At 56.4% G+C, this 23,348-nt stretch carries 14 protein-coding genes; 5 read left to right on the top strand and 9 right to left on the bottom strand.

Going from position 1 to position 23,348, the window contains the following annotated elements:
* Positions 1–41: 41 nt before the first annotated feature.
* Positions 42–1,106: a CAP domain-containing protein gene (locus H7A51_17790; GenBank protein MCP5538071.1), complete on the top strand. Its 1,065-nt coding sequence runs from the start codon at positions 42–44 to the stop codon at positions 1,104–1,106.
* 99 nt (positions 1,107–1,205) lie between these two features.
* The gene (locus H7A51_17785; protein ID MCP5538070.1) at positions 1,206–2,153 is read left to right on the top strand and encodes a hypothetical protein; all 948 of its coding nucleotides are present in this window, start codon (positions 1,206–1,208) and stop codon (positions 2,151–2,153) included.
* On the opposite strand, the gene phoU is transcribed toward H7A51_17785, so the two are convergent.
* The 5 genes from phoU to H7A51_17760 form a co-directional block, all read right to left on the bottom strand.
* Complete coding sequence (phoU, locus tag H7A51_17780) at positions 2,150–2,854, bottom strand: phosphate signaling complex protein PhoU (protein MCP5538069.1); 705 nt, start codon at positions 2,852–2,854, stop codon at positions 2,150–2,152. The two genes, H7A51_17785 and phoU, sit on opposite strands and share 4 nt — an antisense overlap.
* A gap of 30 nt (positions 2,855–2,884) precedes the next feature.
* Positions 2,885–3,811 carry a phosphate ABC transporter ATP-binding protein gene (gene pstB, locus H7A51_17775; protein ID MCP5538068.1) on the bottom strand — a complete coding sequence of 309 codons (927 nt, stop codon included), beginning with the start codon at positions 3,809–3,811 and terminating at the stop codon, positions 2,885–2,887.
* Positions 3,812–3,855: 44 nt separating this feature from the next.
* The gene (locus H7A51_17770; protein MCP5538067.1) at positions 3,856–5,973 is read right to left on the bottom strand and encodes an ABC transporter permease subunit; all 2,118 of its coding nucleotides are present in this window, start codon (positions 5,971–5,973) and stop codon (positions 3,856–3,858) included.
* Positions 5,974–6,011: 38 nt separating this feature from the next.
* On the bottom strand, positions 6,012–8,075 hold the full coding sequence (gene pstC / locus H7A51_17765) for a phosphate ABC transporter permease subunit PstC (GenBank protein MCP5538066.1): 2,064 nt from the start codon (positions 8,073–8,075) through the stop codon (positions 6,012–6,014).
* Between the two features lie 78 nt (positions 8,076–8,153).
* Complete coding sequence (locus tag H7A51_17760; protein ID MCP5538065.1) at positions 8,154–8,969, bottom strand: phosphate ABC transporter substrate-binding protein; 816 nt, start codon at positions 8,967–8,969, stop codon at positions 8,154–8,156.
* Between the two features lie 205 nt (positions 8,970–9,174).
* Between H7A51_17760 and H7A51_17755 the strand changes: the two genes are divergently transcribed.
* Together H7A51_17755 and H7A51_17750 are read left to right on the top strand one after the other, a co-directional pair.
* Positions 9,175–9,858: a response regulator transcription factor gene (locus H7A51_17755; protein ID MCP5538064.1), complete on the top strand. Its 684-nt coding sequence runs from the start codon at positions 9,175–9,177 to the stop codon at positions 9,856–9,858.
* A gap of 6 nt (positions 9,859–9,864) precedes the next feature.
* A complete protein-coding gene (locus tag H7A51_17750; protein MCP5538063.1) occupies positions 9,865–11,052 on the top strand; it encodes a hypothetical protein in 1,188 nt (395 codons plus the stop codon).
* A 19-nt stretch (positions 11,053–11,071) separates the two neighbouring features.
* Here the strand turns inward: H7A51_17750 and H7A51_17745 are convergent, their stop codons facing one another.
* On the bottom strand, positions 11,072–11,974 hold the full coding sequence (locus tag H7A51_17745) for a DMT family transporter (protein MCP5538062.1): 903 nt from the start codon (positions 11,972–11,974) through the stop codon (positions 11,072–11,074).
* A 118-nt stretch (positions 11,975–12,092) separates the two neighbouring features.
* Between H7A51_17745 and H7A51_17740 the strand changes: the two genes are divergently transcribed.
* A complete protein-coding gene (locus tag H7A51_17740; protein ID MCP5538061.1) occupies positions 12,093–13,481 on the top strand; it encodes an MATE family efflux transporter in 1,389 nt (462 codons plus the stop codon).
* A gap of 18 nt (positions 13,482–13,499) precedes the next feature.
* On the opposite strand, the gene H7A51_17735 is transcribed toward H7A51_17740, so the two are convergent.
* The 3 genes from H7A51_17735 to H7A51_17725 form a co-directional block, all read right to left on the bottom strand.
* The gene (locus H7A51_17735) at positions 13,500–15,032 is read right to left on the bottom strand and encodes an FMN-binding glutamate synthase family protein (protein ID MCP5538060.1); all 1,533 of its coding nucleotides are present in this window, start codon (positions 15,030–15,032) and stop codon (positions 13,500–13,502) included.
* 93 nt (positions 15,033–15,125) lie between these two features.
* The gene (gene pbpC / locus H7A51_17730) at positions 15,126–17,333 is read right to left on the bottom strand and encodes a penicillin-binding protein 1C (GenBank protein MCP5538059.1); all 2,208 of its coding nucleotides are present in this window, start codon (positions 17,331–17,333) and stop codon (positions 15,126–15,128) included.
* On the bottom strand, positions 17,334–23,228 hold the full coding sequence (locus H7A51_17725) for an alpha-2-macroglobulin family protein (GenBank protein MCP5538058.1): 5,895 nt from the start codon (positions 23,226–23,228) through the stop codon (positions 17,334–17,336).
* Between the last annotated feature and the right edge of the window lie 120 nt (positions 23,229–23,348).

Raw genomic sequence — 23,348 nt, 5'->3', positions numbered from 1 at the left:
TCCATTACAGCCACATTGGGGGTAACAAAGAACGCGAGACCATGCGTGCATTGCTACCCATCTCTTTATTGTTGGCATCGATACTGTTGTCCCCCGCAGCTGACCTGTCGGCCTCGTTTCAAGAAAAAGCCTTGGCCGCCATGAAAAGCTCGGACCAGGGCACACGCAAGGCTGCCTATCGGACCTTCCAGCACCTTGGCAAGGAGTCGATGCCCGGCTACCGGAGGATATTACAAAAAGCCAAGCTTCACCACCAGGGGGCGATGCGTAGAGCCATGGGCACGCGGGGCAATCCCTATTCCGAACACGCCCGCCTCTTTGATGAAATTGGAACAGAGCGGGAACGTGTGATGGCACTGATTCACACCGACTGGAAAAAGGACCCCGCCAAGATCCGCATGCTCCGGAATGAGCTGGAGGGGATCGGACGGAATCACAAACGCTTGCACAGGCTGGTGGGATCTAACACTGTGTCTCTTGACAAGAGCATCACCGTTGCGTTTCAGGCCCTTGTGGAAATCGAATGGGAGCTACTGAGTATCGACCGGAGTGAAGACGGGGACAATGCCCACGACCTGCCCGACCAGGAAGAGCTGGAAGACATTGTCTACGAGGACAGTTTTGATGCTGGGGAATGGAGGGAGCAGTTGGATAAATGGAATACAACCAAAAAAGCGGCGGCGGATATGGCCGCTGCTAAAAAACACAATGCCGAAAGCAAATGGGCCAATGGAAGCCAGAGGGACTTTTCCAATCATCTTAATGATGAGCGGGCCATTATGGGCTTGCCCCCACTGCTATTGGAAGAACGCTTGAGTGAAGCGGCATGGGGGCACTCGAACGACATGCGCACGGGCGGATTTTTTTCACATACCTCTCCGGTTCCCGGGAAAAAATCACCGGCCGACAGGGCGCGTAAAGCAAAATTCCAGGGTAGCTGGACAGGTGAGAACATCTATATGGGGTCGCCCTCGTATATCTCTGCCTATACCGGATGGTTCGGCTCTGACGGGCACCGATTCATCATGTTTACCAAGGGGGGTTCCAATGTGATAGGTGTCGGTGTTGACGGCGGGCACTGGACGATGATGACCGGTAGGCAGTGAGGGTGCCAAGACCGGATTTTTTGTTATTTTTGTTCGATTAGCCTTTCCAAAAGGAAAACGGCCGTTTTATATGGTGACGAACATGTAAACATTTTTGATATGCAGGCTACACTCCACGATCCCCTCAGCACGCAGTGCTGTGCCCCCATCACCCATGGTCGCCAGCTTGGTGATTGCCTGATTGCGAATCACAAGCTCACGGAGCTTATCAAAAACGAGCTGATGCAGGCGGGCTTCGATATAGTAGCCAACGACAAGGCAACGGACCGTACCCTGCACCTTCCGGTTGACCACTGGATAGAAGTAGGGGCATTGTGTCTTCTGGCAAGATCGGGGACACCGACCTGTCTCAGGGACAACCGGGGCGACCTGATCGCGTGGAAGGGCGCTAAGAAACCGGAGAACTGTAGTGGTGACATGGTGACGCAGGCACACTGTTTTCGTATTCGCTACCCATGGGACTTGTTGAAGCTCAATGAGGAGGTGCTCTCGTTGATGGAGAGCTCAGAGATTGCCGGAGACATCAACCCGCTGGCCTATGTGGACGGCCATCTGCATCTGGGAAAAGGGTCCGTGATCCTTCCAGGGGTCTACATTGAGGGCAATGTGATCATTGGTGAAAACTGCCGGATCGGGCCCAATGCGTATATCCGGGGCAACACATCGATTGGTGACCACTGCCGTATTGGAAATGCCGTTGAGGTTAAAAACTCAGTGATCTACCCGCATACAAATATTAAGCATTTGTGCAACGTGGGCGACTCGCTGATAGGCTCGCACGTCTACCTTGGCACCGGTACGGTTTTGTCAAACAACCGCCACGACGGCACCAATCACCAGTCCTTGGTCAAGGGGAGGCTGGTAGACACCCAGCGGATGAAGTTTGGTGCAGTCATTGGGGACGGCGTACATACGGGAGTCAATACCTGTGTCTACCCGGGCAGGAAGATCGGAACGGGGCGCATGACCACCCCGAACACGATCGTGGATAAAGACCTCATGCCGAATGTGATGGGTACCCCAAGGTCATCGACCTATCAGATTTAGTGCGACGGATCGGTGAGTTCGGATGGGAGTTCGCCACCATGCCGGATATCCGCGGAGGTTTCTTCGAAGATGACGTCTTCGGCAATGTTGGTGGCGAGGTTGCCGACGCGTTCAAGCCAGCGACAAACGAAAACCAGATCGAGGTAGTCGCGGTAGTGGGCGGTTTCACCTTCGAGTTTCCTGGAGAAAAAGCGAGAGGTGCTCTTGTGGGCTTTTTTCAAAAGCGTTTCCCGCTCGATCACGGTGAGTGCCAGGTCGGCGTCACCATCGCTGTAGGCGGTCACTGAATCAGCCAGCATCCTGGCAGCGACTTGATAGAGGCCTTCGATACGGGCAATTTCAGGAACCGCATCGTTTTTCAACATTTTACGGGCCCGTTTGGCAATACTGACGGCTTGGTCGGAAATGCGTTCCAGGTTGGTCGCCGTTTTCATGGTTCCGATGACCAGACGCAAATCGCTGGCAACGGGTCGGAAGCGGATGATCAGCTGCATACCCAGGTTATCGATGAGGATCTCAAGCTGATCCTCATCCTCATCATCGACAATTGCCTGGTTACAGAGTTGTTTGTCCCTTTGAAGAAGGCCTTTGATGGCATTTTGGAGATTGCGTTGAGTACCCGCCGCCATGGTCAGCGTGGTTTCCTTGAGTTCCTGGATAGCCGCGTTGAACGTGCTGAGGATATGTTCGTTATTGTGCATGTTATTGATGGTGTGAAGTGGTAGGGGGAATTAGCCGAACCTACCGGATATATAATCCTCGGTTTGGCTAACAGACGGGTTGGTGAAAATGTGAGACGTTGATGCGTATTCGATGAGCTCGCCGAGGTAGAAGAAGGCGGTGCGGTCGGAAATACGACTCGCCTGCTGCATCGAGTGGGTGACGATAACAATGGTAAAGTCCTTGCGTAGTTCGAGCATCAACTCCTCCACCTTGGCCGTCGCAATCGGGTCGAGAGCAGAGCAGGGCTCGTCCATGAGGATGACCTTGGGGCGCACAGCAATGGTGCGGGCAATGCAAAGGCGTTGTTGTTGGCCGCCTGAGAGACCGAGGGCAGAATCCTTGAGCCGGTCTTTGACCTCGTCCCAGAGCGCTGCACCGTGCAGACTGCGTTCCACGGCTTCATCGAGCAGGTTTTTCTTTTTTATCCCCTGGATGCGCAGCCCGTAAGCGACGTTGTCGTAGATGCTTTTGGGAAACGGGTTGTATTTTTGAAACACCATACCGACTTGTTTGCGTAGCTCGATGGCCGAGACGTTCCTGGCATTGATGTCCTGTCCCATGATCTGGATGTGGCCATTGGTGATACAGGCGGTTTCCACCAGGTCATTCATCCGGTTGAGGCACCGTAGCAAGGTTGATTTACCACAGCCCGATGGCCCGATAAATGCCGTGACTTGCCTTTCCGGGATGTCCAGGGTGATGTTGCGGAGGGTGTTGGTTTTTCCATGATCATAGGAAAATGACAGGTCGTCGATTTTGATCATCGGTTTCTCGAGTTCCATGCCTTTTTCGGTGGTCGCCTTCGTTGATCGATGCCTAACATGGGCTGGGTCCTGGCGCAAAGGGGCGTCTGGTGACTGCGGACTGGCGACGGCTACTGCCTGGGCAGCCTGGTTTGCTGTTAGGTCAAGGCTGCGTATTTCCTGCTGGTTCATAAGATGAGTGGTGTTTGTCAATGAATGGTTGGGTTGCGGGATGTTTACCATTTGAGTTTTTTACGGATTCGGATGCGCATCCAGACTGAGACAGCCGCAAAAAACATCACGATGAGCATAAAGACCATCACGGAGCCGTATTGCATCGGCTCGGTGTATTCCGACTGTGGGATGCGGCCGGCCACGGTGTAGATGTGGTAGGGGAGTGCCTGGACGGAACTCTGGAGAAAATCGAGGAAGGCATCGAACCCAGTGGATTTCAGGCCCTGCCACGGGAGTTCTGATTTTTCCGCCACCGCCGCGGTGAACATGATCGGTGCGGTTTCTCCGGCAACACGGGTAATTCCTAACACGGAGGCGGTTAGGATACCTGGAAAGGCATACGGCAGAACGGCAGTCCGGATCGATTGCCACTTGCTGGCGCCCAAGGCAAGCGATGCTTCCCGGAATCCCATGGGCACGGCTCGCAAAGACTCTTCACATGAAGTAATGATCACCGGTAAGACCATCATCGCCAGGGTAAATCCGCCAGCAATCAGGGAGGTGCCCCAACCTTGCAGGGAGAGCCAGATCCATCCGTCGTAGATGAGTTTGTCACCGCTGGCAGCAGCTTGTGTGCTGAGCTGGCTGCTGTTCAGGTTGGATTGGTCTACGACCAGGATGTGTTGCTCCTCGATGGTGCGAAGATCGGGGGCGGAGCCGAGCTTGACGAGGGGAACCATGAATGTGGTTGAAGCTTTTGGAGTGGATGTGACGCATGGAGCCAGAATCACAAACAACCCAAGACCAAACAGTCCGAAAACAATGGACGGAACACCTGCCAGATTAAGCATGGCAAGGCGGACGGTTTTGACGAAGGAGCCGCCATGGGCGTATTCGTTGAGGAAAATCGAAGCGGCAATACCCGTGAACAATGCGATGACCATACAGATGACGACCAGCAAGCCGGTGCCAATAATCGGCCCTAACACCCCGCCGCCGGAATATGAATGTGTTTCTTCGCCGGTGGTTTTGAATTTTCCGGTGGATTCGTTCGCTGAAGCGATGCTTTCCCGGTCTTCAGTATCGAGCTGAATCTCGGTGTCCCTGGTGATGTCAAAGCGGATATAGGGAGTGCTTTTGACGATGCTGCTGACCCGGGTGGTCAGAAGGCCGGGGTTGCAAGCAATGAGCTGACTCCAGAACGCCTTGGGCACAGTCAGTTGGGGCTCATCAGCGTTGACGATGACGGCCCCTGTGCTGGTGTTATGAAGGTGCTGGACGCCGTATTTCTCGAGAATGGCCAGTGCGGCCCGGGTTGTCGCATGTGAACCCGCTGAGAGTGTGAAGTCATGGAACGTGCGGGTGAATGGAACAGCCTGCTCAGCCTTGACCGGAAGGGTCCCGCGCTCGTCCTCATCAAAGGCGGCATAGAAAGTAGTCGCATCAATGGTGATTGTCTGCTCATGGGGGACGACCGTGCGGTTGATTTTGTCCGGCTCGTCGTCGGCAAATGTCTGGCGCATTTTAAAAACGAGTGGCGTGGGCACCAAAGCATCATGGGCCGCTTTGCCAATGGGGTATTCACCGGCAGCGACCGTCACTTTGAAGTCGCTGAGCTTGATGTCACGCCGGGTGATGTCTGACGGCAGCAGGGAGGCATCGGCTTCCCGGAGGCTGTGATAGTCGCTGTCGGATAGGCTGATTTTTTTATCGGCTGCAAGCTGGAACCCAACCGGGCAGTCGGTGTCGCGTCCTGTGTATGCCAGGCGGAAACCGGGATTGAGGCTTTCCAGTTCCATGAGGTAGCCGTTGCCGATGCGGGAGTTGGCAAGCAGGTCGAACTGGACAAATTCCGTGGTGTGATCGTACTCCGTCACATTGTCCAGCCAGCTTTCGGCATCCGGATTGTTGGCGAGCAGCCCCTCGAAATTGTCGGCCGGGATCTCCACACCCCGGCTTTTCTCGACTTGGTTGACAAAGAGGGTTTGAGGTTTTTTGGTGAAAAACGACCAGCCTTTTTGCCAGAGCACGGGGGCACCGTTATAGAGGATGTTTCCAAAAATACCGAGGGCCGCCAGAATGATGGAGTAGGTGAAAAAGACGAGCATCAGCCTGACCAAAGTTTCCTTGGCATGCTGTGGGTTGCGCTTTGCGCAAAATGGATGGTTGGTTTCTTCCATGGTTATGATGGGAATAGCGGAACAATGAAGGGGGATGATCAGGAATGTTTGCTGAGCCTTCTCAGGATCGTCTGGGCAAGGTAGTTCAGTGTCAGGGCGATGATGAAAAGCAGTAGGCCGACCATGAACAGGGCGCTCCAGTGAAGTGAGCCTTGTTCGACTTCACCGATTTCCTGGGCCATGATTCCTGTCATGGAATGTGCAGGATCGGAAATGGAATCAGGGATGGCAATACGTCCGCCCATCACCAGGAGGACGACCATGGTTTCGCCAATGATACGGCCAAAACCTAACAATACAGCGGCGATGATACCTGATCCACAACTTGGCAGGATGACTCTGAAGACGGTTTGCAAATTGGTGGAGCCGAGGGCGAGAGCCGCTTCTTTGTAGGCCTTGGGCACATTGTTCAAGGCATCCTCCGCGAGGGTAAACACGGTGGGGATCGCCATGAGTGCCAGCAGGATACCTGCTGTGAGAATCGTTTTGTCCTGCTCCACCGGAAAGCTGGGAAGCCAACTGATGAGTGGGTTTTGCGAGTGTTCCTGAATGAGGGCTCCAACGACCACAACGCCGAGGAAGGCCATGACGATCGAGGGTATGGCACCAATAAATTCAATGATAGGCTTGATCCACCGCTGTTCGAAAGGAGATGAGAGACGGTTGACATAGATCGCTCCACCGACGGCAAAGGGGATGGCCAGCATGATGGCGACAAGAGCAACCAAACACGACCCGGCAAGGAGAGGCAGGACACCGTAGAAGTCCTGCCATGACGAGTTGGATACCCATTGGGTGCCCATGAAAAATCCGCTCAGCGCCTGACCATAGCCGACCGGCTTGGTGTGTGACCATGCCTCCATTTTCTCCCGCTTGGACGCGACGGTGACAAAGAACTTTTTGCCGAGAGAATGGATTTTGTCGATCCGGCTTCTGGCCTTAGGTCCGTCAAAGGCGTCTGCCCCGGGGAGTGAATCAAGTGCGAGCCTGGTGTGTTCAACCAGTTGTTTTTGAACGCTGAGATGCTCGTCGAGAGATTGGTAGAGCGGCTGGTTGAGCCGGTCGTAGTCAGGGGTTTCCGTGAGGATGCGCTCGGCTTTGATGAGGTCGATCTTGCGTTGCTCCCCGCTGGTTGCCAGCCGGGCCTTGGTGAGTTGGGCCTCTTTGCGCTCAGCCGCCGTGGAATGGGTTTCTGCCTGACCCTTGTTGTCGGAGGCGATCAGGCGGTATTTTTTCAGGTAGGCGGCAAATGCATCTTGCGGAGCGACGAGCATTTCGCGGGCTTCCTCCAGTTGTTGCATATGTGGTAAAGCACGGACGATGGCGGTCTCTTTTGCTTCGAGTTCCCGGATACCCTTGATGAAACCCGTGGTTTCTCCGGTGATGATGTTGTCGGTGACGGATGCCCTGATGTCATCAAGATACTTGGTGTCGGTAACGAGGCTTTTGTTATCGAGATCTGAATAGTCGATTTCGCTGAGTATTTCCCGGGACCGGTTCCTCAAGGTGGAGATTGATTCAGCAACACGATCTTTCGCACGCTGGATATCGGCCTGTACCGGGGGCTGTTGGGCCAGTGTGTTTTCGAGATTACTCTGGGCGCGCTGGACATCTTTGCGCTCGGCGATCAGCTTTTTCTGGGCCTTGTTTTTGAAGTCACTGTGAACGGCCTCCAGATCATAGAGTGCGCCAAGGCGATGTTTTAGTTCGTAGGCCGGAACTTGTGAAGCAAGTGAGGATAGCTCTTTCTGGGCCTCAAGCTGGTCGGACGCATAGTCCGTGAATTCCTGACCGGACAGTCGATAGAGAGTCAGGCTTTGTTTATACTGGGGAAGGAAATTCCAGGCATGGAATGCGAGAAACCCGACGATGAGAAAGATAAGGATGACCGCCAGGGTGGCATTACCACCAAAGAAGTACTTGATGGCCTCCTGTTTTCCAATGCCAAGTATGCTGAAGCCTGAGGGTTTGCCAAAGGTGACATCTTTTTTGGATCGTTTTAATGAACTCATGCTGTGACAGGGGAAGTCGGGGAGGAGGGGGCGCAGGCTGGTGATTGCAGGAAAAGGAATAGTGGGGGGCACCGCACATGAAATGATCATATGCGGTGCCCGGAGTTGGTGGTGAACCATCGGGTAGCCGTCTTGTGTTACCCGACGGAACCAAGCGCTTTGTCAGGGTTACTTGGCAGGGATGAATCCAACTTTGCTGATCACCTTGGCTGCTTCCTCAGAGGTGGTAGCCCACGTGATGAACTTGGCGGCCTCACCAGCTGGCTGGCCTACGGTGTAGTAGTAGAGATTGCGGGAGAGGGCGTAGTCTTTAGCCTTGTCGGGGGTAGGCAGCACGCCATCGACGGATGCTGGGGAGATGCCGTCGCGCTTCACGTAGGCGAGCCCGACGTAGCCGATCCCGTTGACATCCTTGGCTACCGCGTCAGCAATCTGAGTGTTGCCAGCCATCTTCTGGGTATTCTGACCATAGTCCTTCTTGCCCATACCGAGCTTTTGGAAGGTTTTGTATGTGCCGGAGGCGGTGTTGCGGGTGTAGGCATTGATTTTGCCCGCCTTGCCACCGACCTCGGACCAGTCAGTGATGGCGCCTGTGAAGATGCCCTCGATTTGTTCCCTGGTCAGTTGCTTGACGCCATTGGCTTCGTTGACGATCACAGCGATCATATCAACTCCGGCAACGTGCTCAATGAGCTCCTGGCCCTTGGTGGCGAATTGGTTTTTCTCCTGTGCCTTGACTGCGCGGGATGACATGCCGAAATCAGCCGTGCCGTCGAGCAGGGCGGTGAAACACTGGGAAGAGCCTTCAGCCGCGATTTCAAAGTTCACGTTGTTACCGGCGGCTTTGTAGGCCTCGGCCAGCTGGGGGACCATTTTGGCACCGAGTGTGTCGGAGCCCTTGATGACGAGTTTGGACTGGGCCTGGGCTGTGCTGCATAGTGCAAGACCAGCGAGGAGGGATGTAGCGGATTGAATCAGTTTCATAGTTTTTAGTTGGTTGGTAGTGATGTGCCGCTCTCTTTTTTTGTCAGCGACGTGCAGTATTTCGCACGGACACCTGCGGTTGGCAAAAAATGATGCGTTACAAAAGCGACACATTCGGCTAGGTGTGTGACCATTCCGTCACACATGAAGATTGAGTGCTGGACGGCCTATGGGTGTAAGCATCGGGCGTAAACCAATCAAAGACATGCAAACGATCCTAGTCATCGAAGACGAAGAAGATATCGCAGACCTTGTGGCCTTTAACCTCAGGAGAAACGACTATCAGGTAGAACTCTCACCGGACGGCCTGAAAGGTCTTGCCGCAGCCAAATCATTGTTGCCGGACCTGGTTATCCTCGATTTGATGATGCCGGGAATGGATGGGATTTCTCTTTTTAAAGAGCTCAAGAAAGATGCTGCGACGAGGGCTATCCCCGTGATTATGCTAACAGCTCGTGGGCAGACGGAGGACAGGATTCTCGGACTGGAAGTCGGTGCGGATGATTACATGACCAAGCCATTCAGCCCCAAGGAGCTGATGTTGCGGGTGAAGAATTTACTCAAGCGGTCAGGCAGGACTGCCAGTGGTGCCGAGCTGGTTTGCGGTCCGTTCAGGTTTGTGAAAAATTCCCTGCTCTTCTATGTTGATGGGGAGCAGACAGATCTAACATCAACGGAGTTCAAGTTGATGCTTTATCTGTGTGAACGGAAAAACACGCCACAGGACCGCCATGATATCCTGATAGAGGTGATGGGATACAGCGGTGAGGTGCAAAGCCGGACCTTGGATACCCACATGAAACGACTACGCCAAAAGTTGGGCGTGCGCGCGGATATGCTGGAAACCGTCAGAGGCGTAGGTTATAAGGTTTCTATTCCCACATCCTGACAGTTCATGCTAGAAACCCTTCTGATCATCGTTGTAATCATCCTCAGCGGGATGCTTGTATTGCAGCACAGGCAAACCTCGAAGGACCGGATTGTGCAAGAAAGGCGGAACCGTGAGGTGCGAAAAGACGCGTTGCGCGAACGCGATCAGCTCCTGGATGCACTTGGCGATGCCTTTCTTCTGGTGGATGATACCAGTCATATTGTTTTCGCCAACGACTATGCACGGAAATTAGTAAAGGGGCGGCGACTACAAGGCCGGAGTCTCATGGAGGCCTTTCTTGATGACCAGTTGTCGGTTGCCATTATGAAGTGCATTCGCACGGGCAAGCCGATGCAGGAGCGCGTGATCCTGCACTCCGCCTTTACACCGCTCGGCTCTGCCGGGGAACAGGCTGTGAGTGCCTGGGTCATTGATGCAGCACCGATGGAGCAGCATGGAGGTGAAGGCCTTACCCGCGTGGTTATCCGGGATGTGACCGTCGAGTACCAGGCCGACCAGGTTCGGCGCGATTTTGTAGCCAATGCTTCCCATGAGCTGCGCACCCCGATGGCGATCATCAATGGATATTTGGAAAACCTACTCGACGACGATGTTCTGGAAGAGCCGGAAACCGCGAGGAAATTTCTCGGCACGATGCGTAAACACGGCCAGAGGATTACGCGTCTGGTCGAGGATATGCTGGTGATTTCCAAAATGGAGTCAGGTGATTCCATGGTGTTGAACAAAGATGAGTTTTCGATCAAGGGTTGCGTGCAGGATGTGCAGGATCGTCTGGAATCCATGATTGCCAAGCAGCATGCCCGGATTGTCATCGATGTTTCGCCTGATGATTTGTCGATAATCGGCGACCGTTTTTATTGGACGCAGATCATTTTTAATTTGGTGGAAAATGCACTCAAACAAAACCCGGAATCTCCTCTCAGGGTGACGGTCAAGGCGTGGAAGCAGGATGGAGCCACGAGGATATCGGTGTGTGACAATGGAATCGGGATTCCCTCCGAAGACCTTCCTTATATTTTCAAACGCTTTTACCGGGTCGAAAAACACCACTCACAAAGCGAGGTCAAGGGCACCGGTCTGGGGCTGTCGATTGTGCGACGTGCCATCGAAGCGCATGGAGGAGTCATTCATGCTACCTCTGTCCCGGGGCAGGAAACGTGTTTTACGATTTCACTTCCCCATCAGGATTAGTCGTCGTGCGGCAGGGGGCTTACTCCAGCGGCAGTTCGCCAGGGGCGGCGTGTGGATGCTCGTCATCTTTGCCAATGAGGGCATGGATGACGTTGGCGGCGAGGATAAACGCGGCACCGAAATAAAAGAGAGGGTTTAACTCTTCATATTCGTGGAAAATAACAGCGGCTAGGAGGATGCCGTATACCGGTTCGAAATTCAACGCGAGGTTACTGGCGAAGGCGGTGAATTTTTCCAACAGCCTGATATGAAATGAAAACGCCCATACCGTGCATACAGCGGACAGCAGCCCGATCCAGACCCAATCCATTCCTGATGGTAGTTGTGTTAGAACAGGCATGCCTGTGGATGTCGTGAAAATGAAGCATATGATCACAGCACCAAGCATCTCGTAGAGTGTCAAAGTCTGAGGAGCAACACCCTCAAGCGCGAATTTTCGATTGAGCACCGGAATGAGCGATGCCAACAATGCCGAGAGCAGGGCACAGCCAAGGCCGAGGGCATGATCCCATGAGGCGCCTGCAATCAATAACAGTCCGGGGATCACCATCAGACCGATGATCAACTCACTGAGCCTGGGGTTTCGACGATTGAACATGGGCTCGGTAATCGAGGTGAAAAACGAGGTGCTCGCCATGCCAGCCAGGCAGATGGAGATGTTTGCTAGCTTGATGGCTCCGAAAAAGGTGATCCAATGGATACCAAGAATGATACCGACGCCCATGGCCCGGACGATAAACGCGCGGTTCACCCGGATGGGCGCACGCCTTGAGACGGCAAGCCATGCCAGCATGATTATCGCCGAGAGCCCAACCCGCCATAACACGAGTATGGGCGCAGGCAGGGTGATCATACGCCCGAGAATCGCGGTGAAAGCGAGGATGAGGATCAGAAACTGAAGCTGAAGATAGGGGCGTTTCATGGGAGCGGCTGGCGAGCACAGGGCATGGAAGAATGGGAGCGGGGGAAAATGGGGTACCGTAAAAACTCGACTTCTGGGGTTGGCTTACACGATGTTGTTGCGCCGCTGCGTAGTGACAATGGAGCCTAAATACAACAAGCAAAACGGTGATACGTGCAGGCCTTCGTTTTTGACGGAGGCCCGGGCGACCCTGCTCCTGGCCCTGCCTCTGATTGCGGGACAGGTGGGGCAGATGCTGATGGGGGTGACGGACACCGTGATGATCGGGCATGTGGGCATTGTCCCCCTGGCGGCGTCGACGTTTGCCAACACGCTTTTGATGGTGCCGATGTTGTTTGGTATTGGCCTCCTGACCTCCGTCTCGGTCCGGGTTTCCCAGGGGCGGGGGGCACAGCGGGTCGATGATGTGAAGGCGGCGGTGCGAAACGGCACATGGCTTGCTCTGGGCCTGGGTCTGGTCGTGGTGGCGGGTATCAGTGCACTGATGCCAGCACTTGACATGTTTGGCCAGGCTCGGGAAGTCGTGGATGCGACTCCCGGTTATTTGTTTCTAGCCGCCTGTTCAATGGTTCCCGCTTTGGTGGCGATGGCATGGAAAAATTATGCCGATGCCCTGAACCGACCATGGGTGCCGTTCTGGATCATGCTTTCAGGCGTGATGTTGAATGTCTTTCTGAATTGGTTGCTGATTTTCGGAAACTGGGGCCTGCCAGCACTGGGATTGGAAGGGGCTGGTTGGGCGACGTTGCTCTCGCGCTGTTTTACTGCACTGGCTCTCTTTCGGTGGATCTCCCGGTCTGCGCAAGTGAGGGATTGGAGTCCAAAGCGTTGGTTGGGTGGCTTGCGGGTGCAGGAAATGAGGTCGCTGTTAGCACTGGGGATTCCTGTCGGGCTTCAGCTCGTTGCCGAAGTCTGTGCTTTTGCAGCGGGTTCTTTGATGATTGGTACGATCGGAGTGGCTGCCTTGGCCGCCCACCAGGTTGCCCTGACCTGCGCATCGACCTCATTTATGGTGCCGTTAGGAATTGCGATGGCTCTTACGGTTAGAATGGGGGAGGCATCCGGTGGCGGTGGTGCTACAAGGCAGAGGACAATCCTCCTCGGTGGCTGGGCGTATGGCTTGTTGTTTACCGGGATGTCAATGCTGGCATTTCTCCTTTTTGGCCGATGGATTGCATCGCAAATCGTCAACGACATCGAGGTAATTGAACTGGCGACAGGATTATTGCTGATCGCCGGTGTCTTCCAGATTTTCGACGGATCACAGGTCATTTCCTCGTCGGCACTGCGTGGTATGGGCGATGTTAGAATTCCCGCCAGCCTTGGAATCCTGGCCTACTGGGTGGTCGCCATTCCCGCAGGTGCCTACCTCGCCTTTTCCTATGGACTTGGAGCGCGCGGTGTCTGGTGGGGGCTCGCCCTGGGACTGGGGGTCGCGGCCTTGACCTTGGGTATACGTGTCTGGCGGGTGGCCGGGGTGAAGCCGTGTTTGGTGGCACTTAAATAAAAATGGCCCGGATCGAGGCTATGACGACATGATATCCAGGATTTTGCTGCAGTCGTCCTCGCAGGGCGATTGTTTGACCAGCTCGTAGCCAAAGGTTTCCTTGAAGGAGACAGCGCCCAACTGGCCGTCGAGGATTTCAAAGTGGTCGGTGGTGACAAAGGCGGGGTGACAGAATCCGGCGGCGTGGCAGAGCTTGAGGATCTCATGGCGCAGGGTGACGATGTAGTTGGCGAGTCGGGCGGCTTTTAAAGTGGGGTCGAGCCCCCGCATCAGCCATTTGTTATGTGTGGCAACACCAGCCGGGCAGTGGCCGGTGTGGCAACGCTGGGCTTGGATGCAGCCGATCGATAACATCGCCTCACGTGCGACAGAAACCATGTCGCAGCCAAGCCCGAATGCGAACAAGGCGTCCATGGGGAAGCCTAGTTTGGCAGAGCCGATGAAGACGATTTTTTCTGTCAGGCCGGCGCGTGAAAAAATGGCGTAAACCCGGGCGAAGGCGAGCTTGAATGGCAGTGCGACGTGATCGGCAAAGACCAGGGGGGATGCGCCGGTGCCGCCCTCGCCGCCATCGATCACGATGAAGTCGACACCTCGTTTTCCATCCTGCATGAGGCTAGCGAGATCGTGCCAGAAATCGAGCTGGCCGACCGCCGATTTGATACCGACAGGAAGCCCGGTCCTGGCAGCGATGTCTTCTACAAAGTCCAGCATACTGTCCGCATCGCTGAAGGCGCTGTGGCGTGAGGGGCTTGCGCAATCACGGTCCCTGGGAATACCCCGCGCCACCGAGATTTCAGCCGTGATTTTTTCCTTCGGGAGGAGCCCTCCAATCCCCGGCTTCGCCCCCTGGCTGAGTTTGACCTCGATCGCCTTGATGGCAGGGTTTGCCTCGATGGTTCTGAGTAAAACCTCCATCGAGAAGCTGCCATCCGCGGCACGACACCCGAAGTAGCCTGTGCCGATCTGGAGAGTGAGGTCACCACCGTGCTGGTGGTGGATGGAGACCCCGCCTTCGCCGGTGTTATGCATGCAGCCAGCGATGCTGCATCCCTTGTTGATCGCCTCCACCGCGGCACTACCCAGCGAGCCAAAGCTCATGGCGGAGACATTGACGACGGAACGTGGCCGAAACGCTTTTTCCCGCCCGCGTGCCGCCCCCATGACCTTGGCACAGGGGATGGTGTGAAGAGGATCGAAGTTGCTCTCACCCTTTGCGATTTCGAGGTGGGGAAATGTCGTCTGTTTGAGAATGAGATAGTTTGGAGTCAGTTCGATGTCGTTGTCGGTGCCGAAACCAAAGTAGTTGTTCTCTTTTTTCGATGAAGCGTAGACCCAGCGGCGCTGGTCGCGGGAAAAGGGACGCTCCTCGTCATTGTTGGTGACGATGTATTGGCGCAGCTCCGGTCCGATGGCTTCAAAGATATATCGGAAGTGGCCTAAAACAGGAAAGTTCCTCAAAATGGCGTGCTGTTTTTGCAAGAGATCGTAAATGACGATGATGACTAACAGGGCTCCTATGACAATGAGGGTGATGATAGACCAATGCATGTTTTTGAGATGAGGTGGATGATAAGAATACAGTGTACCCTACGCCGTATGAACTCCAGCAGATTTCATGTTTATGTTGACTGGCGTGTTGCCTCATTGATTTCCTACGGCCAGTCGCACGCTGATCCGGGTGGTGGAGACGCGGCCTGCATCGTCCATGGCTTGCACCTCGTAGTCGCCCACAATGGGCTGCCAGACGAGCGGTTCGGCAGGGGCGCTGGCTCCGAGGTAGCGGCGGTCGGCGAACCAATGGATCTGGCGGATATCAGGCGCGGCATTGGCTTCGAGAAGCAGGCGGTTTTGTCCCGGCGCATTTGCCTGGATGTAGTAGGTGAGTGCGGACTGGGGGCTGGTTATTTTTGGCGGTGGTCCGATGGTGGTCGCGTGATGCGGAATATCATCGGCGCCAAGCTGCCGGGAGTTGGCCCGGGGAAAGCCCGCGTTGCGAAACTGTTCGAGTCGGTCGGCAGGCCAGACCTCTACCACGGTATCACCGGATTTCTGGTGGACTTTGCAGGAGGTGATCGGGGAGACTCCACCGATGAACCAGCCGTCGCGGCGATTCGGACAAAGCTTGCAGGCGAGGTCACCGGAAACCGCGCAGACCGGCACCCGGACCACGTCCGGCGGCCGGGATTCCTCCGAGGGCACCGCGTTGAGTTTGAGCCGGGTGGCGGTTTGCCAAAGGAGCGTCGCCGCCGTTTCGTGGGCGAAGAGTCCGGGCATGCCCCGACCATTGAAGTGGCCCACCCAAACGCACAGCACCCAATCTCCCATGACGCCACAGGCCCAGGCATCGCGGAAGCCGTTGGACGTTCCGGTTTTGCATGACAGCCCGATCGGCGCTCCGGGTTCCGTGCATCTTAGTGCCTCCAAGGTGAGCCAGCACGCTTCCGGAGATAGTTTGCCCGGCTCGGGATGGGCTAGTTGCGCGTAGAGCATTGCCAGGTCCTCCAGCCGCATCTCGGTGGCTCCGATCGCCAGGGCCAGGCCGTGGCTGCGTTGTGGCAGGTCCACACCGGACGACCTTAGAAAACCCTCCAATCCGCCGCCGGGTAAACGATTCGCCAACTCGATGGCCGGGATGTTGCGACTGCGGCGCAGTGCCTCGCAAGCCGCGATGGGGCCGAGAAACAGGTGGTCGCTGTTCTCTGGATTGTAGCCGGCGAATCGTATCGGTGCATCATCTAACAATGTCTGTGGCTGGATGAGTCCAGCGTCCAACGCGAGCGCATAGATAAACGGCTTGAGCGTGGACCCGGGTGAGCGCCAGGCACGGGTGCCATCGACCTGGCCGGAGATAGCGACATGATGGAAATCGGCTGACCCGACACTCGCCCGGATCTCTCCGGTGGGTGCGTGCAGCAAGACAGCGGATGCGTTGCGCAGCCCTTTAGCGTGCCAGCGGCTCAGGAAATCACGGATCGACTGTTCGATGACATGCTGCTGTGTTAGATCGACCGATGTAGCGACCGTTAGGCTGTCGCTGTTTTCCCGTAATCGACGACGCGCCAGATGGGGTACCTCGCGGGGGATGGCCGTCGGCACCAGATTGAACTCGATATCCAGCTCGTTGGCTGGTTCGCCGTGGTTGGCGCGCAGGCGGGTCATGAGTCGGGCCTGGGCGACAGCTAACAGGTGGTTGCCACCGCTGCGTGGTCGGCGGGCGGTGGGGCTCTGCGGAATGACGCTGAGGCTGGCGGCTTCTCGCAGGGTCAATTCCGATGCGTCCTTTCCGCACCAGCGAAAACTTGCGGCGCGGACACCCTCCACATTTCCGCCGTAGGGTGCGATGGTGAAATAGGCTGCGGCAATCTGCTGCTTCGAGTAATGGCGCTCTAACTGGATCGCACGGAAAATCTGCTCGCATTTACCCCAGAGCGATCGTGTTTTAAGCCCCCAGCGCAGTCGACTCAGCTGCATGGTGATCGTGGAGCCACCGCCAAGATTTTGCCCCGAGACCAGCCCCCATCCGGCGCGTACCAAAGACCGTCCATCCACGCCGGAGTGGTTGAAAAAACGCCGGTCCTCCATTTCCAAAGTAGCCTCCAGCATCTCGGGGGCTAGATCGTCCAGCGTGGTCGGCAGGCGGAGCATTCCGTCGCTGGTGGTTGTTAGAAAAATGACCTGGCCATCGCGGTCGAGCACGGTGCGCGAGTATTCCAGCTCCGGGGGGAGGAGATCGGGCTTCGGTAAATACGCGTAGGCGAGCGCCAGTAAGACCGACAGGCATAGAAAAGCAGCACCGGTCTTCAGGAAGCGGCGGTAGTAGGTCTTGAGCTTGGTTTGAACGGGTGTCATTTACTGACGTGGCTGGATAAGGATTTTTCCGCCGGCGCCGTTTGCCCGGACTTTTGCTTCGTACATGTCCTCGGCATAAGGCGGTGGCACCAGGAAGGTTCCGGCGCAGGTAGGGCGTAGCGCGTATTTCAGCGTGAGCGATCCCTCGGCGCGCAGCCCGAGATAGATCAGTGCGCGGTCTTCGCGGATGTCGACGTAATCGGTGCCTTGACGTGTCGCGAGTCCGGGGCGCAGTGAGTCTGGCTCGCCGGGGGGCGCAAACTCAAAACCGCCGGGCAGCATCTCGGTGATCGCGAGGTTTGGCATCTCGGTTTTTGTCAGGTTGCGAATGGTGAGTGTCGCAAACAGGGTTTCACCCAGCTTGCCCTGCGTGACCGCTTGTCCGTCGGCATTGACCAGCTCACGCAGCACTTCGATATGGGTTGAGCTGGCTTTCTCGGGCAGGTTTTTTGCAAAGCCTTTTTCGATCGTCTGATACCACGCGCCCAAGCCCTCGGGTGAGTTCTCGGCGAAGAAAAACCGGGTCATTCCCTCCGGCACCTTGACCTGCAACTGCCCCGTCGCTGGCTCGGCGAGCACCTTGACATCCTTACCCTGCACCGAGGCGATACCCGCCTTGACGCCATTGCTCGCCGCCAAGTCCGAGTAGGCCTTGAGCGCCTGAATACTCCAGGCGGCGGAGAGCGTGTGGAAGTCCGCGGCCTCGATCATCTGCGTCAGCGGCCTCATCTCCCCGTAGGTGAGTTTTTTAGCCATCTCCGGGAAGTGTCGGCAGAGGATCGTGAAGGCCGTCGCTTCATTGGCCAGCTTGCTGGTGTAATAGTAATAACCGTATTCCCAATTGTCCGGTCGTGGCCGTTTCAGTGCGGCGCGGTGTGCTTCGATCAGTGGTACGGCTGCGGATTCTTTTTTCAGAAGTCGCCAGGTAGAGGCCAGCCAGGCGGCTGTGGAATCGCGATGCCATATCTCCTTTGGCACCTTGGCATCAAGGTAGTCCTGGAGTTTGAGTGCGTAGTTGGTGGTGACTTCCTCATTTCTCGTTAGAAGGTAAATCGCCGATGCCCGCATCTCTGCTTCCCAGCGGGTTCGCCAGTAGTAGGTTCGACCATTGTGTTTGGTGGGATCGGTGATCTTGGCATCGGCCATGAAGCGCAGGCGTCGTAGCGTAGCCTGATAGAGTCGGGCCGGAACAGGGAATCCGCTGGCTTTGCAGTCGGTTAGAAAATGGCCGACGTAAACGGTGAGGTAGTCAAAGCCGTCCTGTTCATTGCTTCCCCAGTAGCCGAAGCCACCATTGCGACCCTGGCGGCGCGAAAGCTGGTTCATGGTATCGGCGATTGAGCGCGCAGCCTCTGCCTTATCGATTCCGAAATTGGCATCGTCTTTCAGCACTAGCCAGGGATAGGCCCGACTGACGATCTGCTCGGTGCAGCCGTGGGGATACTCTTTTAAAAAGGCCGCCAGCCCGTGAGCCAGACCAAGCGGCGTGGTGGAGATGATTGCCTGCCGTTCGGAGAATTCGTGAAACATGGGATGGTTTGTGGCGAGGTCGTGTGAGCCGTTGCGGAACCATCCGCTCTGGACCTTCGCCGCGCGAGCCACACCGGGACGCACACTGAAGGAGCTGCTGGACACCTGCCGGCTCTCACCGCTCGATGCGGTGAACTTCAACTCGGCATTTCCTAACAAATCTGTGGCGCGGCAGCGGTAGCTCACCGTGGTTTCCTTGCCTACTGGGATGGTTTGTGTTTCTGGTGCGCGGTCGATGATTTCCACACCCCCTTGGGATTCGACCTGCACTTTCACTTGATCCGTTGCGCCAGCGCCCTCCAATTGATTGGCCACAGTCACCGAGGCGGTGAATTCATCACCCGGAACCACGAACAGCGGCGTGGTTGAGGTCAGCACAAAATCGCCCTTCACGATGCTTGCCGCCTGCCCGACCCCGACCGCGTCCGGGGCCACCGCCACCGCCATGATCTTGAGTCTGCCGGCGAAGTATTCCGGTACCTGATAGATAACCTCCTTGCGCTCCGGCCCGCAGGGTACGAAGCCACTCCAGTAAATCACTGGCGCATCACGGCGGCGTTTGAAGGGGTTGAGTCCCAGTTTGAGCGTGGGAATGCTTGCGCTTTCCCCCTCTTCGCCATCACCACCGATCGCCATCGCCTTGCGAAGCAAGGAGAACTCGGGTAGCAGGACATCCATCAACTGATAGGTTTCCACCTCCAGCCTGGCTCTGGGTAGGAGATCGTGCAAGGGGTCCGGTGCCTGGTAGTTACTGACCAGATGGATACCCTCGTCCACCGCCCAAATGAGCATGTGGCCTTCTTGGGGGGCGGTATAGCCGATAGCCAGCCGCTGACCGGGGCGGACGCGATCCGGCGACTCCAGGGTGACGGCCATCTCCCGGTTTCCACGCGCGGCGGCGATGGGCATGATGCCACTGGCCAAGGGATTGAGAAAAACATCGGGTGAGTCCAGGGCGCGCGCCATCACGACGTGTAGGTAGGCTCCTCCTGCGAAATGATCAGGCAGGCGAATCTTCTGGACGGAGGACTTGGTATCACACTTAAACCACGTCTGGGCCAATACCTTGTCACGTTCAATCGTGATCAGGCCCGCTCCGGCAAACGGTGTGGTGAGGGAGAATTCCAGCTCTTCGCCGGGGAGCCATTTTTTGTCGGCAAATTTGATACCTAACTCGCCGCTGCGTTCCAGGTCCTTGGCGGCATCGCCTTTGCCTGCCACGAAAAACGGGATCGAGCATAGCGTTTGCCCCTGTGCGTTGCGGAATTCGTAACGGAACCGGCCGGGGTTGTCCAAAGGCAGGGCCAGCTTGTCTTCCTGTGCCGGGAGCGATACGGTAACGGTTTCCAGGGTCTCATCGCGCGAGTTCGATTGATAGGCCAGGTTGCCGTTTTTTTGTTTGGTTAGAATGGACACGTGTTTGGTCTGCACCAGCACACGAGTCAGGTCAGCCACAGCCACCGGCTTGCTGTCCGGACCGATCGCAACGACCCCGACCGATACCGGATCGCGGCCGTCGAGATAATGCAGATTCCGTGGTGTCTTGTGTCCGATGAGATAACGTTGACGGGAAACCAGGGTGCTGAGCTCGGTGCGGACGCCGCGACCGTCGTCTGCCTCGAAGCCCTCAAGCTCCACCCGTGCCCGCAGCATGGGAGCGGTGTGCGCTTCCAGGTTGAGAGGTAGGGTGGTGTGACCGTTTTCATCGGTCGTGGCATCGGCTAATGGAATCTGTTTGGTGACGAACCGCTTTGAATCCGGTATGCCGAATTGCCAGCCCGGCCACTTGGCGAAACTGGGTGTTGTCGGGGATAGAAAAAGCTTGCCAGCAACACGGCGTTTCGCGGCTGGGATGCCAAAGAGGGTGTCGAGCTGCACCGCTACTTGCAAGCCGTCGGGCGAACGCCATCCATCGCTTGCGCCCGGTTGGAATGTCGCCTTGATCTTTTGCCGGTCGGGCTGGAATTCCTCCACCCTGACGATCACCCCACCGAGGTAAACCGAACCCACTCGTGCAGCGGCATCGGCTGGTTTGGGGCGCACCAGTTGCACTCTCCATGGACCGGTGGGCGCTGTCTCCGCTGTCGGAATGGTCTTTGAAAAAACGCCACCCGCTTCCAGATTCAGCGAGTATCGACCGGCGACATCCTCTTTCGCGTTGTAAACCACCAGCTCCAGAGGTAGTCCTGTGAGGTCGCCCGACCAGTCGCGCTGGCGGACGATGCCGCCGATGTTGATGGCTTCGCCGGGCCGGTAAATTCCGCGCTCTGTGAAAAGCGAGGCTTCCAGCACGGATTCCTCGCTGTAGGCCACACCGCCGACATCGAAACGCGAGGTATCGAGGTGCCGATCGTTTTTCGCCCAGGGAATGAACGCGAGGTCGTCGCCTTTTTTTGCCACCACAGCCACCGGCTCCTGCTCCCGCTGCAAGCCGCGCAACGATGGAATCCCGGCCATTCCAAAGTCGTTGGTCGTGACGTTTTTCAGCACCGTGCCATTTTTGGATAGGACGGATATTTCGACACCCTGCACCGGACCTTGGGTGCTGAAGGACAGCACGTAAACGGAGCGGCTGCCATCGGCTGACTCCTTCATGATCAGGCCGAGATCGGTGACCAGGATGAATCGTTGATCCCGCGTTTGATCGCCGAGCGGATAGCTGCTGCCGGATGGCTGGCGGTAGCTGTAGTCGCCAGAGCTACGACCGGAGGGGATGGCGATCCAGTCCTTGTCCGGTGCTCCGTCCTCGGCGGCACCATCATCCGGGGTTCGGGGTCGCACGCCCTCAAGTGTCAGGTGAAACAAGCCATGCGTGGGTGCCGCCCCCGGCTGGGCTGCCTGGAGCAATGGGGAAAAATCGAAGGATGAATAATTGATGCTGTAGTCGCCGCTCTTCACAATCGGCTGCACGGATTGCTGGTAGTTAGAGATGTTTTCAAATCCAAATCCGCTACGGAAATGCGGCGACTCGAAGCTGCCGCGCGTCTGGCTTACCAGGTGATTGATCTGATTTGTCTGGACCCTTGCCACTGTGTAGCGGAGGTGGTCGAGGCCCCGCGACTGGACATTGAGTTTACGCTCTCCGTTCAGTGCCATGAGGCCGCCATTTCCCATCAAAGCGGCCTCTTTCGGGATTTCAGGAAGCGTAGTGACATCACGGAAATCCTCAGCCGTGACGAAGCCGCCGGGGCCGGAGGTGTCCTTGGGCACCTTGACAAAGACCTTGCCACCCGGTTGTGACGGGACGCGGAAGGCAATGATCGTTTCCATCGGCGGTGAATCCGCATGGGTGATACGCTCTAACGAAAGCTTATGTGATCGCGCCAGAACCTCGTCCGTCACGTTCTCCTTGGTCCACGCAATGGCACGCTGGTTTTTGTCCTTGAGCTCTTCCGGGAGTTTCCATGCCTCCACGGCAGGCGCGACCAAGGCGGTATTGGCAGGGATGCTGAGTTGCACAAAAATCGACTGCTCCGGTTCACCATCGGCTGTTCTCCGTAGCATCCTGCCGGCGGATTCGATGAAAAATGCGGAGCCCTTGCTGTAGGCGGTGAGTTTGGTTTCCAGGTTGTTAGCGGTCGGGTTTCCACCTGTTAGTGCCTTGAGTCCCACCTTGAAACTGAACAACACCAGATCCTCCTTTTCGCCGGGCTTCATCAACGGTGAACGTAGATAGAAGCGCATCGGTGTTTTCGGATCCGGAAGCACCTGCGCCTTGCTACCGGGCTGGAAAATCCCGATCCCGGTCACACTCGTCACCGAAAAATGACGGCGCACCTCCTCCAGGGAAACCGGCAGGGAAAAATCCACCGTGGTGACGAGTTGTTGCAGCGTCGGCGTGGCGGGATCGATGTAGTAATTGCGGTTGTGAAACCGCGCCGTCAATGGCGGCGCCGTCCAAGCGTGATCAAACGCGGTTTTGGCCTTCAGTTTACAATCCTCCGACAGCAAACCCTCACCTGGCTCAAAGCGATAGCTGGCCGGTGGCAGCCAGCCGTTGGTGGGGAAGAATACCAGTTGATCCTGCCGCTGCCATTGCCATTCCCCGGCCACCTCCGGAGTCATCCTGATCGCTCCAGCCGGAACCGCCTTGCCCACCTGGTCCAGCGGGGCTGCCGGGCCACTGAAGCGGATGTAGACCGCAGGTCCGTTCGCGCGCTGCCGCTGTTCGTCCCAGCCCGGATGATAGATGGAAATAGACGACGTCAGGGTTCGGGCGGGCGGCTTCGTCAAGTCACGCACCTCGGTTTTCTCCGTCGGTGCGGCAGGTGCCGTGGTTTGTGAATTTCCCCTGTCAGCAAGAGTGAGCATCAGGACAAGAGCCGGGAGGATAAAGGCGGGCAAACAAGGGTTTCGATGATTCATAGAGCAAGTGAGTTAGATGGATACATAACCTAAACCGTGAAAAAAAAATTGCGACGCAAATCGCTGCGGCGCGTACACAGGTGAGTTGTCGATAGCGTATCCAGTGTGTTACGTGTGCGA

The sequence above is a fragment of the Akkermansiaceae bacterium genome, assembly GCA_024233115.1.
Classification (GTDB): Bacteria; Verrucomicrobiota; Verrucomicrobiia; order Verrucomicrobiales; family Akkermansiaceae; genus Oceaniferula.
This window is presented reverse-complemented; position numbering and strand designations above follow the sequence as displayed.